The 12,137-nt window shown below is 61.4% G+C and carries 12 protein-coding genes; 7 read left to right on the forward strand and 5 right to left on the reverse strand.

Annotated features, from left to right (window positions below; genetic code table 11):
• The first annotated feature begins 2 nt into the window (after nt 1-2).
• Both J1G37_RS04875 and J1G37_RS04880 read left to right on the forward strand, forming a co-directional pair.
• A complete protein-coding gene (locus tag J1G37_RS04875) occupies nt 3-2,486 on the forward strand; it encodes a fimbria/pilus outer membrane usher protein (protein WP_207040390.1) in 2,484 nt (827 codons plus the stop codon).
• Nucleotides 2,476-3,015, forward strand: coding sequence for a hypothetical protein (locus tag J1G37_RS04880; RefSeq protein WP_207040391.1), 540 nt, complete (start codon nt 2,476-2,478; stop codon nt 3,013-3,015). The genes J1G37_RS04875 and J1G37_RS04880 overlap by 11 nt, the downstream gene beginning before the upstream one ends.
• On the opposite strand, the gene J1G37_RS04885 is transcribed toward J1G37_RS04880, so the two are convergent.
• Genes J1G37_RS04885 through J1G37_RS04900 form a run of 4 tightly spaced genes read right to left on the reverse strand, consistent with a single transcriptional unit; the run spans nt 2,996 to nt 5,835 of the window.
• Complete coding sequence (locus J1G37_RS04885) at nt 2,996-3,733, reverse strand: amino acid ABC transporter ATP-binding protein (protein WP_207040392.1); 738 nt, start codon at nt 3,731-3,733, stop codon at nt 2,996-2,998. The genes J1G37_RS04880 and J1G37_RS04885 overlap by 20 nt on opposite strands.
• Nucleotides 3,720-4,370, reverse strand: a complete 651-nt coding sequence (locus J1G37_RS04890) for an amino acid ABC transporter permease (RefSeq protein ID WP_124526860.1) — start codon at nt 4,368-4,370, stop codon at nt 3,720-3,722. The genes J1G37_RS04885 and J1G37_RS04890 overlap by 14 nt, the downstream gene beginning before the upstream one ends.
• A complete protein-coding gene (locus J1G37_RS04895) occupies nt 4,367-5,035 on the reverse strand; it encodes an amino acid ABC transporter permease (RefSeq protein WP_207040393.1) in 669 nt (222 codons plus the stop codon). Before J1G37_RS04895 ends, J1G37_RS04890 begins: the two co-directional genes overlap by 4 nt.
• A 14-nt stretch (nt 5,036-5,049) precedes the next feature.
• Entirely contained in the window at nt 5,050-5,835 is a 786-nt protein-coding gene (locus J1G37_RS04900) for a transporter substrate-binding domain-containing protein (RefSeq protein ID WP_207040394.1), read from the reverse strand.
• Between the two features lie 262 nt (nt 5,836-6,097).
• Here J1G37_RS04900 and J1G37_RS04905 point away from each other — a divergent pair, with 262 nt between their 5' ends.
• From J1G37_RS04905 to J1G37_RS04925, 5 genes are all read left to right on the forward strand, one after another.
• On the forward strand, nt 6,098-6,793 hold the full coding sequence (locus J1G37_RS04905; protein ID WP_124526858.1) for an FCD domain-containing protein: 696 nt from the start codon (nt 6,098-6,100) through the stop codon (nt 6,791-6,793).
• A gap of 108 nt (nt 6,794-6,901) precedes the next feature.
• The gene (gene trxA / locus J1G37_RS04910) at nt 6,902-7,231 is read left to right on the forward strand and encodes a thioredoxin TrxA (protein WP_017736946.1); all 330 of its coding nucleotides are present in this window, start codon (nt 6,902-6,904) and stop codon (nt 7,229-7,231) included.
• A 234-nt stretch (nt 7,232-7,465) separates the two neighbouring features.
• Nucleotides 7,466-8,725 carry a transcription termination factor Rho gene (rho, locus tag J1G37_RS04915; protein ID WP_016973082.1) on the forward strand — a complete coding sequence of 420 codons (1,260 nt, stop codon included), beginning with the start codon at nt 7,466-7,468 and terminating at the stop codon, nt 8,723-8,725.
• 134 nt (nt 8,726-8,859) lie between these two features.
• Complete coding sequence (gene ubiD, locus J1G37_RS04920; protein ID WP_124526857.1) at nt 8,860-10,326, forward strand: 4-hydroxy-3-polyprenylbenzoate decarboxylase; 1,467 nt, start codon at nt 8,860-8,862, stop codon at nt 10,324-10,326.
• Nucleotides 10,326-11,294, forward strand: coding sequence for a CDP-6-deoxy-delta-3,4-glucoseen reductase (locus J1G37_RS04925; RefSeq protein ID WP_207040395.1), 969 nt, complete (start codon nt 10,326-10,328; stop codon nt 11,292-11,294). Before ubiD ends, J1G37_RS04925 begins: the two co-directional genes overlap by 1 nt.
• 123 nt (nt 11,295-11,417) lie before the next feature.
• Here J1G37_RS04925 and J1G37_RS04930 read toward each other — a convergent pair whose 3' ends face one another.
• Nucleotides 11,418-11,900 carry a sn-glycerol-3-phosphate transporter gene (locus J1G37_RS04930; RefSeq protein WP_207040396.1) on the reverse strand — a complete coding sequence of 161 codons (483 nt, stop codon included), beginning with the start codon at nt 11,898-11,900 and terminating at the stop codon, nt 11,418-11,420.
• Nucleotides 11,901-12,137: the final 237 nt, after the last annotated feature.

Genomic DNA, 12,137 nt, shown 5'->3' on the forward strand with positions numbered 1-12,137 from the left:
TCATGAACCATCAGTCGAGCAACAGGCTTCCGGTTCCCACGCTGCTCATGGGGTTCGCCACGCTATGGGGCGCCCCGGGCTTCGCCTGCGCGCTGGAGTTGGGGGAGGGTTTTGACCTGGCGGCACTTACCACCTACGGCATTGACCCCAAGGTCTCCGACTACTTTCGCAGTGCAGCGCGTTTTCGCGAGGGTGCCCATGTGGTGGGGCTACGGGTCAATGGCAACCCGCTCGGGTTGGTGGATGCGCAGTTCGATGCACAGGGGCAATTGTGTTTCACCCCAGGACTGTTGGAAAAAGCCGGGTTGGTGCTGCCCCGGGAGATCGTTCGTAAAGGGGCCACTGCGGACTTGTCCTGCCACGACTTCCTCGGTGCCTTCCCGACAACGATGGTGCGGTTGCGCCCAGGTATCGATGAAGTGGCGTTGGTAGTGCCGACCCAGTCTTTTCGTGAACCGCAATGGGAGGCGGGGCACTTTTCCCAGGGCGGCATGGCGGCCCTGTTCAACTACGACGTGTTGGGCTTCGACAGCCGTTCACGCGGCGGGCCCAATCGGTTTTTGTCGGCCTACAGCGAGGCGGGCTTCAACTTGGGTGATTGGATTGTGCGCAGTCGCCAGTTCTATGTGTCTGACAATGGCGACACCCGCACTGAACACCTGTATGCCTATGCCCAGCGAGATATCGCCGCGCTGCGTTCGACGTTCCAGGTGGGCCAGATTTCCAGCAACAACCCGTTGTTTGGTGGCGTCCAGCTGTCGGGCGTGCAGTTTTCCCCCGATGGCCAGTCACGTGCGCCGGCAGGCAGTAATAATGCCGTGGTGGAGGGGCTGGCCCAAAGTCAGTCGCGGATTGAAGTGCGCCAGTCCGGTGTGTTGATCCACAGCACGCTGGTGCCAGAAGGGCCTTTCCGGTTGACGGGGCTGGCATTGCTCAATGGCACCAGCGACCTGGACGTCAGCGTGATCGATGTACAGGGTGCCAAGCGCAGTTTTGTGGTGCCCGCAGCTTCGTTCGCGGGCGCTGCTCCGACGGCACCGGGTTACTACTTCTCCCTTGGCAAGGTACGGGAAACCATGGGGGAAGAGGGACCCTCGCCGGTGGTGGCCATGGGCAGTGGCACCTGGGGCCTGGGGCGTGATTCGTCTGCGGGCTTTGGTTTGTTGAGCACCGATGAATATGCGTCTGCCGGTGGCACGCTGAGCAGTGTGTTTTTCCAGCGGGTTTCCGTGGGCGCCCGCCATAACCTGTCCCGGGATAGTCGCAACGCCGTATCCGGGGCACGCAGCAGCGTGACCGTGAGCAGCCCGGTGGTTGCCAATATCGACGTCAATCTCAGCGCAACCCTCCAAAGCCAGGGCTATCGTGAGGTATTCGAGGCGGGCCGTTCGGCCAGGGCCGATGAGCTGGGTTCGCGCTTCAAGCACCAATACACGGCGGGGTTGAGCTGGTTGGACCCTACGCTGGGTGGCTTCTCTGTGGGTTATACCCGCAGCGCCCAATTCGACGGACAAATGACCGAGCATGTATTTGCCTCATGGAACAAGACGTTCCGCTACGCCGATGTCGCGCTGATCGCCGATTCGCAGGTGGGCGGGACCTCTGTTCGCCGTGACGCCCCGCTAGCCAGGCGTGGGCGCGACGCCGCGATGGACGACGACCTGTCACTGCGGCTGCAAGTCAGCGTGCCCCTGGGTGCGGATCGTCGTGTGAGAAGCTATATCAGTCGTCGTGGAGACCAGTCCCGCGCCGGTACAGACCTTAGTGAGCGGGTCAATGACTATGTGAATTACGAGGTGGGGGTTGAGCGCAATCTCAGTGCCCAGGAGCAATCGACGCGTGGTCAGATCGACCTGATGCCGCGTTATGCCCGGGTTGGCCTTGGCGTCAGTCACGCCCCATCAAGCACCAGTTACACGGGGCAACTGCAAGGAGGTGTCGTGGCTCACGAAGGTGGGCTGACATTCTCGCCCTATCCCGTGGGGGACACGTTCGGCATCGTGTCGGTGGGGGATGTCGGCGCCGCCAAAGTTGATACCCCGCAAGGGCCGGTGTGGACTGACTTTACCGGGCAGGCGGTGATTGCCAGCTTGCCCGCCTACACCAACAGCCGTGTCGAAGTGCAGACCCAGTCCTTGCCCAAACGCGTCGACTTGAAAAACGGCACCCACGTGCTCGCCGCTGGCCGAGGGTCTTTTAATACCGTGGCGTTCGATGTGGTGAAGGTGCGCCGGGTCTTGCTCAATGCCAGTGATCAACAAGGTCGGCAACTGCCCCAGGGCGCCTCGGTGTTCGGCAAGGATGATCGTTTCCTGACCAGCGTGGTGGGCGAGGGCATGATTTTCCTGAACGACGCCAATGAAGCGCAAACGCTGCGGGTTTCATTACCGGACTCTTCCACCTGCCTGATCAGCCTTGATCCCGGGACCCAGCCTAACAATGACATGTTCTATGAGACCCAGTCGGCGGTGTGTCATGGTCGGTAACCTGAAACGCATGGGTTTTGTGCTGGTTTTTGCGATTGGGATGGTTACGCAGGTGCAGGCCGAGAATTGCCGGTTATCCGTGAGCCAGCCGCGAATCGACTATGGCGTTATCGGTCGGGAAGCTCTAGTTGAGAAGCCCATCTTGGCGCTTGGCACTCGCACAGTGCAGTTGAACGTAACCTGCGCAGCGCCTGCGGCAATGGCGTTGCGGTTCATCGGGGCGGCAGACGGCAGAGGTTTTCTGTTTGGCCGCCAGGGGCGCTTCCACCTGAGGCTCAAGCACGCTCAGCTGGATGGGCGCACCGTTGAGTGGCAGGTGGCTCATCTGCCCGGTGAGGCGGCCAGCGGTGAGCTGTTGCCGGGCCAGATCCTGGTGGCCCGCGCCGCTGGCGGCCCGGTGACTGGGCAGCGGTTGAGCGCCCAGGTTGAGGTTGAAACCCGCCTGCCGTCCGCGGCCCTACAAGTGCGCAATGAAGAGCGGCTGGAAGGGCAGGGTACGTTCGAACTGGTCAACCCGGCTGCTCCGTAGAGCCGATGAAGTTGGCCAGCTCGACGGTTTGCGGGTTGGCGAACAACACCTTGGGGTCGCCCACTTCATGCACCTTGCCCTGGTGCATGAACACCAGCTTGTCGCCGACTTCCCGGGCGAAGCGCATCTCGTGGGTCACCATGATCAGGGTCATGCCGTCCTTGGCCAGCTGGCGCACCACGCTGAGCACTTCATTGACCAATTCCGGGTCCAGGGCCGAGGTGATTTCGTCGCACAGCAGCACCTTGGGCGACATGGCCAGGGCGCGGGCGATGGCGACACGTTGCTGCTGGCCACCGGACAGGCGATCAGGGAACGCGTCGAACTTCTCCCCCAACCCGACCCGTTCCAGCATCTGCCTGGCCAGTTGTGCGGCCTTGGCCTTGGGTACTTTTTGCACCACCTGCGGCGCCAGCATGACGTTTTCGCCCACCGTCAGGTGGGGGAACAGGTTGAACTGCTGGAACACCATGCCGACTTTCTGCCGCAGGCTGCGCAGGTCGGCGCGGGCGGCGTCGAGGTATTCACCGTCGACTTCGATCACACCGTCGTTGATGGATTCCAGGCCATTGAGGGTGCGCAGCAAGGTGGACTTGCCCGAGCCGCTGCGGCCGATGATTGCCACCACCTGGCCTTCTTCAACCGTCAGGTCGATGCCCTTGAGTACATGGTGATCGCCGTAATACTTATGCAGGGCGGAAATTCTAAGCAGAGGCATGCAGTCTCCTTTCCAGGTAGCGCGCACTGAGGGACAAGGGGTAGCAGAGCAAAAAGTAACCAAGGGCCACCAGGCCGTAGACCATAAAGGGCTCGAAGGTGGCGTTGGCGAGCATGCCGCCGGTCTTGGTCAGTTCGGTGAAGCCGATGATCGAGGTCACGGCGGTGCCTTTGACCACTTGCACCGAGAAGCCCACGGTGGGCGCCACGGCAATGCGCAGGGCCTGGGGCAGGATTACGTAGCGCAGCTGTTCCAGCGGGTTCAACGCCAGGCTGGCCGAGGCTTCCCATTGCCCATGGGCGATGGAATCGACGCAGCCGCGCCAGATTTCGGCGAGGTAGGCGCTGGTAAACAGGGTCAGGGCAATCGCGGCGGCGAGCCACGGCGAGATATCCACACCGAGCAGGGCGATACCGAAAAACACCAGGAACAGCTGCATCAGCAGCGGTGTGCCCTGAAACAGTTCGATATAGGTGCGCGCGAGATTGCGCGCGAAGGCCTTGCTGCTGATGCGCATCGTCATCACCAGCAAGCCGATCACGCCGCCGCCGATAAACGCCACCAGCGACAGCAACAGCGTCCATTGCAGGCCGGTGAGCAGGTTGCGCACGATGTCCCAGAACGAAAAATCACTCATCGGCTATTCCTCATCACGAAGCGGCGGCCGATCCAGTTGAGCAGTTGGCGAATCATCAACGCCATGCACAGGTACACCAAGGTGGTCAGGGCGTAGGTTTCAAAGGCGCGGAAGTTGCGCGACTGGATAAAGTTGGCGGCAAAGCTCAGCTCTTCGGTGGCGATCTGCGAACACACCGCCGAGCCGAGCATCACGATGATGATCTGGCTGCTCAGGGCCGGCCACACCTTGCCCAGCGCCGGCAGCAGGACCACATGGCGGAACGCTTCGAAGCGCGTCATCGCCAGCGCCGCCGCGGCTTCCAGCTGCCCGCGCGGGATGGCCTGGATGCCGGCGCGGATGATCTCGGTGGAGTAGGCGCCGAGGTTGATCACCATCGCCAGCACGGCGGCTTGCCACTCGGTAATCTTCAGCCCCAGGGACGGCAGGCCGAAGAAGATGAAAAACAGCTGCACCAGGAACGGCGTGTTGCGGATCAACTCGACGTATACGCCAAAGCACCAGGCGAACGGCTGGATCTTCCACGCCCGCACCACGGCGCCGACAGTACCCAGGGCCACGCCGAGGACGGCGCCGATGGCCGTCAGCTCAAGGGTGAACAGCGCGCCGCGCAACAGCAGGTCGGTATTGGCCAGCACCGGCACAAAGTCGAATTGATAGGCCATGGGTCAGCTCCGCTTCAGAGGTCAGCCGGCAGCGGCTCTTTGAGCCATTGCAGCGCGTTCTTTTCCAGGCTGCCGTCTGCCTTGGCGGACACCAGGATCTGGTTGACCTTCTCCAGCAGCGCCGGCTCGTTCTTGTTCACGCCCACGTACACCGGCGAGTCCTTGAGTTTCACTTTCAGCGCGGGCACGCGTTTCGGGCTGCGCTCGCTGATCGCCACCATCACCACGTTGCCGCTGGCGATCAGGTCGACCTGACCGGCCAGGTACGCGGCGATGGTGGAATTGTTGTCTTCGAAGCGCTTGATCGTGGCTTCCTTGGGCGCGACGGCGCTCAGCTCGATGTCTTCGATGGCGCCACGGGTCACGCTGATGGTCTTGCCCTTGAGGTCATCGAGGCCGGTGATAGGCGCATCAGGCGGGCCGAACACCGCCAGGTAGAACGGCGCGTAGGCCTTGGAGAAGTCGATGACCTTTTCCCGCTCAGCGTTTTTGCCCAGGCTGGAGATCACCAGGTCAACCTTGCCGGTGGTCAGGAAGGGGATGCGGTTGGTGCTGTTCACCGGCGTCAGTTCCAGCTTGACCTTGAGCTGCTCGGCCAACAGCTTGGCGGTGTCGATGTCCAGGCCGCGCGGCTTCATGTCCGGGCCGACCGAGCCGAAAGGCGGGAAATCCTGGGGCACGGCGACCTTGAGGGTGCCACGGGCGACGATATCGTCCAGACCGTTGGCCTGGGCGGGTGCCTGGCTCAGCATCAGGCTGGCAAACAGGGCAGTGAGCAGGGCGCTGTAGCGCTTGGTCATGGCAACTCTCCGGGGGGCGAAGGGATTTTCTGGATTTGGCTCATGGGGTGATTGCACAGCCCATGCCATGACCCGCAGGATTGGCTGGAACCCAGGGTTTTGTTGAGTTGCGGTGGTCTTACTGGTCTGAACAGTGGGCGCATTTTTCGCACCCTTTTCGAGCGCCGCGAAAACCCCGCGAGCCCCTTTGGGGCGTGGCTTGCCGCCCGTTGCGAATAGCTTTACAACTAGTCACTCAGTTGACTGGAACCTTGAGTTTTTTATGAATTCCATCGCCCAAGCCGTACCGGAAGCGGCCCTGCAGGCCATTCGCAAACTCATCAAGGAGCAAGGCTTCGGGCCGGGCGATGCATTGCCCTCCCAGCGCGATCTGGCGGTGCAGTTGGGGGTGAGTCGGGCGTCGTTGCGCGAGGCGCTGTCGTCATTGAGCGCCTTGGGCGTGGTCAGTGTGCAGCCGGGCAAAGGTGTGTTCGTGCAGGCGACCGACGAGGCACCGGGGTTTGCCTGGCCCTTTGCGGCGCAGGCCACGCCGTTGGACATCTTCCAGTTGCGCTACGCCCTTGAAGGTTTTGCGGCGGGGTTGGCGGCGGTGACGCTGAGCACCGCTGAACTGGACAGCCTTGAGGATAATGTCGAGGCGATGCGCAAAGTGCTCAAGGCGGGCGACTTTGAAGCAGCGGCGCGGCTGGACTTTGAATTTCACCAACGCATCCTGCTGGCCAGCGGTAACCAGGCGATGGTGAGCATTCTCAGCGCCAGTGCCGAGGTGTTCCTGGAGAGCCAGAAACTACCGTTCATCCGGCCGGAGCGGGCCATGGAAACCTGGCAGGAACACCGCAAGATCCTGCGCGCCCTGGCCCGGCGTGCCAGCGCTGCGGCGCAGAAAACCATGCAGGAACACGTGCGCAATGCCGCGCTGCGCACCGGGATTGCCTTCGTCACGCCCGTTACACCTTGAGTTGGGCTATACCGGTCATAGCAAGACTCAATCAGAGGCGGCTTCCTGAACGGTGGAAGGGCGGCTATGATGGGCCACGTTTTTTTTGCTTACAAACCGGAGACATCCATGAGCAACGATCTTATCAAGCACGTCACCGACGCGACCTTTGAGGCCGAAGTACTCAAGGCTGCCGGCCCGGTGCTGGTTGACTACTGGGCTGAATGGTGCGGCCCATGCAAAATGATCGCGCCTGTTCTGGACGACATTGCGACTGCTTACGAAGGCAAGCTGACCATTGCCAAGTTGAACATCGACGACAACCAGGAAACCCCGGCCAAGCACGGCGTGCGTGGTATCCCGACGCTGATGCTGTTCAAGGATGGTGACGTTGCAGCCACTAAAGTCGGCGCACTGTCGAAGTCCCAGCTGCAAGCTTTCCTCGACGCGAACATCTAAACGTCGTCAAAAAAGCCCCGCAAATTGCGGGGCTTTTTCGTGAAACAGGGCTAGACGCTCCGAAACTCAGGTGGTACATTCGGCCCCGCACTGGTTTCTCCACTGCCCCCTGCATGCCGTCGCCGACGCACTCCTTTTCGATTAGTACGCGATCCTGTCGCCTTCTCTGCGGCGCGGCCTCATTAAGCCAAAAGCTTAATTTCCCCCCTCCATAAATGATTACGTCATTCCTATATGAATCTGACTGAACTCAAGCAAAAGCCGATTACCGACCTGCTCCAGCTGGCCGAAGAAATGGGCATAGAAAATATGGCCCGTTCGCGCAAGCAGGACGTGATTTTCTCCCTGCTGAAAAAGCACGCGAAAAGCGGCGAGGAAATCTCCGGTGATGGCGTGCTGGAGATTCTCCAGGACGGCTTCGGCTTCCTCCGCTCTGCTGACGCCTCCTATCTCGCCGGCCCAGACGACATTTACGTCTCGCCGAGCCAGATCCGTCGCTTCAACTTGCGCACCGGTGACACCATCGTTGGCAAGATCCGCCCTCCAAAGGAAGGCGAGCGTTATTTCGCCCTGCTCAAGGTCGACACGATCAACTTCGATCGTCCTGAGAACGCGAAGAACAAGATTCTCTTCGAGAACCTGACGCCGCTGTTCCCGACCGTGCGCATGAAGATGGAAGCCGGTAACGGTTCCACCGAAGACTTGACCGGCCGTGTGATCGACCTGTGCGCGCCGATCGGCAAGGGCCAGCGTGGCCTGATCGTCGCACCGCCGAAAGCCGGTAAGACCATCATGCTGCAGAACATTGCAGCGAACATCGCGCGTAACAATCCTGAAGTTCACCTGATCGTGCTGTTGATCGATGAGCGCCCGGAAGAAGTGACCGAAATGCAGCGCACCGTGCGCGGCGAAGTGGTTGCCTCGACGTTCGATGAGCCGCCAACCCGCCACGTGCAGGTTGCCGAAATGGTGATCGAGAAGGCCAAGCGCCTGGTCGAACACAAGAAAGACGTGGTGATCCTGCTCGACTCCATCACCCGTCTGGCCCGTGCCTACAACACCGTGATCCCGAGCTCCGGCAAGGTATTGACCGGTGGTGTCGATGCCCACGCCCTGGAGAAACCGAAGCGTTTCTTCGGCGCTGCGCGGAACATCGAAGAAGGCGGCTCGCTGACCATTATCGCCACCGCACTGGTTGAAACCGGTTCGAAGATGGACGAAGTGATCTACGAAGAGTTCAAGGGTACCGGCAACATGGAACTGCCCCTGGACCGTCGCATCGCGGAAAAACGCGTGTTCCCGGCGATCAACATCAACCGTTCCGGCACCCGCCGCGAAGAGTTGCTGACCGCCGACGACGAACTGCAGCGCATGTGGATCCTGCGCAAGCTGCTGCACCCGATGGACGAAGTCGCCGCCATCGAGTTCCTGGTCGACAAGCTGAAAACCACCAAGACCAACGACGAGTTCTTCCTGTCGATGAAGCGCAAGTAATACAGCGTTTCAGGTCCGAAAGAATGGCGCCCTCAGGGGCGCCATTTTTTTTGCGCCCGCTTTTTCAGCGCCCGGCAGCCAAATGCCCCTCGGAGCAGGTAGGATGTACGCCTATTTTACGGGTGGCATGGTTAATGAAATTCAAGGATCTTCGGGATTTCGTGCAGCAACTTGAGCAGCGCGGAGAGTTGAAACGTATCCAGATGCCGGTGTCCCCGGTGCTGGAAATGACTGAGATTTGCGACCGCACCCTGCGCAACAAGGGCCCGGCGCTGCTGTTCGAAAACCCGACCGGCTATGACATTCCGGTGCTCGGCAACCTGTTCGGCACGCCTGAGCGCGTGGCGTTCGGCATGGGCGCCGAGTCGGTCAGCGAGCTGCGTGAGATCGGCAAGCTGCTGGCCTTCCTCAAGGAGCCCGAGCCGCCCAAGGGTCTGAAGGATGCCTGGTCGAAGCTGCCGATCTTCCGCAAGATCATTGCCATGGCGCCCAAGGTGGTCAAAGACGCGGTGTGCCAGGAAGTGGTCATCGAAGGCGATGACGTCGACCTCGCCATGCTCCCGGTGCAAACCTGCTGGCCCGGCGACGTCGGCCCGCTGATCACCTGGGGCCTGACCGTCACCAAAGGCCCGAACAAGGACCGCCAGAACCTCGGCATCTACCGCCAGCAAGTGATCGGCCGCAACAAGGTGATCATGCGTTGGCTGAGCCACCGTGGCGGCGCGCTGGACTATCGCGAGTGGTGCGAGAAACACCCGGGCCAGCCGTTCCCGGTTTCGGTCGCCCTCGGCGCCGACCCGGCGACGATCCTCGGCGCCGTGACCCCGGTGCCCGACAGCCTGTCCGAGTACGCCTTCGCCGGCCTGCTGCGCGGTAACCGCACCGAACTGGTGAAGTGCCGTGGCAACGACCTGCAAGTACCGGCCACCGCCGAAATCATCCTTGAAGGTGTGATTCACCCGGGCGAAATGGCCGATGAAGGCCCCTACGGCGACCACACCGGCTACTACAACGAAGTCGACAGCTTCCCGGTGTTCACCGTCGAGCGCATCACCCACCGGATCAAACCGATCTACCACAGCACCTACACCGGCCGTCCACCGGATGAGCCGGCCATTCTGGGCGTGGCGCTCAACGAAGTGTTCGTGCCGATCCTGCAAAAGCAGTTTCCGGAAATCACCGACTTCTACCTGCCGCCCGAAGGCTGCTCGTACCGCATGGCCATCGTGACCATGAAGAAGTCGTACCCGGGCCATGCCAAGCGGGTAATGCTGGGTGTGTGGTCGTTTTTGCGACAGTTCATGTACACCAAGTTCGTTATTGTCACAGACGACGATATCAACGCCCGCGACTGGAACGACGTGATCTGGGCCATCACCACGCGCATGGATCCCAAGCGCGATACGGTGATGATCGACAACACGCCGATCGACTACCTCGACTTCGCCTCGCCGGTGTCAGGCCTGGGCTCGAAGATGGGCCTGGACGCCACCCACAAGTGGCCGGGTGAAACCACCCGCGAGTGGGGCCGGGTGATCGTCAAGGATGAAGCTGTCACTGCCCGTGTCGATGCCATGTGGAAAGAATTGGGAATAGATTGATGCGTGTAACCCTGCAACCTTCCGGCGCCATCCTGGAGCTGGTCCCCGGCGAGCGAATCCTCGAAGGCGCGCGGCGCCTGGGCTACGAATGCCCCCAGGCCTGTCGCAACGGCGTGTGCCACGTATGTGCCGCGTTGCTGGTGGAAGGCCGGGTGCAGCAAGCCGGTGAGGTGCGCGACCACGGTGAGTTCTACACTTGCATTGCCGAGCCGCTGGAAGATTGCATCGTGCTGTGGGATGGCGTGCTGGCACCGGGAGAGTTGCCGTTGCGCAAGTTGTCGTGCCAATTGAGCGAGTGCGTGGACGTCGGTGGCGACGTGTGGCGCGTGCGCCTGCGCGCGCCGGCCGGCAAGGTGGTGCGTTACCACGCCGGGCAATACCTGATGATCGAACGGGAGAATGGCGAGAAGTCGGCGTTCTCCCTGGCGTCGGCGCCCCACGGCGGGCGCGAGCTGGAACTGCATGTGCTGGCCCGCGAAGACAGCGCCCGCAGCCTGCTGGCGCAACTGCAGCGCGACCAGATGGCGCGCATCGAGCTGCCCTTTGGCGACACCCACCTGGCCGAACTGCCGGACGGGCCGCTGGTATTGATCGCCGCGGGCACCGGCATGGCGCAGATGCACAGCCTGATCGAACACTGCCGTGCCACCGGCTTCAAGCACCCGGTGCACCTGTACTGGGGCGTGCGTCGCCCGGAAGACTTCTACGAGATCGAACACTGGGACCAGTGGCAGCAACTGCCCAACCTGTTCCTGCACAAGGTCGTCAGCGTTCTGTGCGGCTGGGAAGGGCGTTGCGGGTTGCTGCATGAAGCGGTGTGCGAAGACATCAGCGACCTCAAGGCCGTGCACGTCTACGCCAGCGGTTCACCGGCGATGATCTACGGCACCTTGGATGCGTTGGTCGAGGCGGGGATGGATGCGCACCAGATGCGTGCCGACGTGTTTGCCTACGCCCCCCGTCCCTGAAGCCTTGCGCTGAACCCCTGTGGGAGCTGGCTTGCCTGCGATAGCGGTGTGCCAGCCGGCCCATGTTTTCCTGACCCACCGCTATCGCAGGCAAGCCAGCTCCCACAGTGATTTGCAGTGTTTTCAGAAACGCACGCCAGTCGTCACCATCGCCGCATTGAACCCCAGCAACACCAACTCAGCCGCCACCGGCCCGTAATGGGCGCCCACCGACGGAATGATCACCGGCGCCACGCCAAAACGGTTCAACGGGATCTTGTCGCGGTACTTGCCGCGGTAACCCTGGATCGCGCCGCCTGTCAGCTTCAAGTACACCGGATAGTCGGCCATGTCGTAGCGCTTGCCCGCATACGCGTAGTACGAGCGCTGCCTGAACGAGTTGCGAAAGGTCGCTGCGCCATACACAAAACCTGACGCTTCGTTGCGCTCCAGGCCAATCAGGTCCTGGTTGTTGTTGTGCTCAGGGTCGGGCGCGAAGTGCCGGGTGTAGACGCTGGTCTGCGCGTACCAGAAGCCTTTGTCATCGTCGGTAACCGGCGCTTCGCCCGCCAGTGCCGTGGTGGCCTGGGCCAGGAACAGCAGGCCAGGGATTCGGAATTTTTTCATGGGTGCGACCTCGATAGTCGATTTGAAGGGCGGCTAAGTGGGTCGTTGTGTGCACGCTATTTTGACGGTTTGACGCGCTCCCAGGCTGAACCGGGGCTGAAAGTAGCGGGATTGGCGCGTGCAATCCTGACGAGTGGTGCGGTTTGCTTATGCATTCTCTTATGCTTTAAAGGTATTTAATTTGTTACATAAATATCATTAAGCTATATCACAACGGACTACCGACTCACTCACAAC

This window comes from Pseudomonas sp. Marseille-Q1929 (assembly GCF_017316265.1).
Classification (GTDB): domain Bacteria; phylum Pseudomonadota; class Gammaproteobacteria; order Pseudomonadales; family Pseudomonadaceae; genus Aquipseudomonas.

What these genes read in the sequence shown, in the direction of transcription:
- J1G37_RS04930 (WP_207040396.1), bottom strand. Translation starts at nt 11,900, where the DNA reads ATGAAAAAATTCCGAATCCCTGGCCTGCTGTTCCTGGCCCAGGCCACC.
- J1G37_RS04895 (WP_207040393.1), bottom strand. Translation starts at nt 5,035, where the DNA reads ATGGCCTATCAATTCGACTTTGTGCCGGTGCTGGCCAATACCGACCTG.
- J1G37_RS04890 (WP_124526860.1), bottom strand. Translation starts at nt 4,370, where the DNA reads ATGAGTGATTTTTCGTTCTGGGACATCGTGCGCAACCTGCTCACCGGC.
- J1G37_RS04900 (WP_207040394.1), bottom strand. Translation starts at nt 5,835, where the DNA reads ATGACCAAGCGCTACAGCGCCCTGCTCACTGCCCTGTTTGCCAGCCTG.
- J1G37_RS04885 (WP_207040392.1), bottom strand. Translation starts at nt 3,733, where the DNA reads ATGCCTCTGCTTAGAATTTCCGCCCTGCATAAGTATTACGGCGATCAC.
- J1G37_RS04880 (WP_207040391.1), top strand. Translation starts at nt 2,476, where the DNA reads ATGGTCGGTAACCTGAAACGCATGGGTTTTGTGCTGGTTTTTGCGATT.
- ubiD (WP_124526857.1), top strand. Translation starts at nt 8,860, where the DNA reads ATGAAATTCAAGGATCTTCGGGATTTCGTGCAGCAACTTGAGCAGCGC.
- rho (WP_016973082.1), top strand. Translation starts at nt 7,466, where the DNA reads ATGAATCTGACTGAACTCAAGCAAAAGCCGATTACCGACCTGCTCCAG.
- trxA (WP_017736946.1), top strand. Translation starts at nt 6,902, where the DNA reads ATGAGCAACGATCTTATCAAGCACGTCACCGACGCGACCTTTGAGGCC.
- J1G37_RS04925 (WP_207040395.1), top strand. Translation starts at nt 10,326, where the DNA reads ATGCGTGTAACCCTGCAACCTTCCGGCGCCATCCTGGAGCTGGTCCCC.
- J1G37_RS04875 (WP_207040390.1), top strand. Translation starts at nt 3, where the DNA reads ATGAACCATCAGTCGAGCAACAGGCTTCCGGTTCCCACGCTGCTCATG.
- J1G37_RS04905 (WP_124526858.1), top strand. Translation starts at nt 6,098, where the DNA reads ATGAATTCCATCGCCCAAGCCGTACCGGAAGCGGCCCTGCAGGCCATT.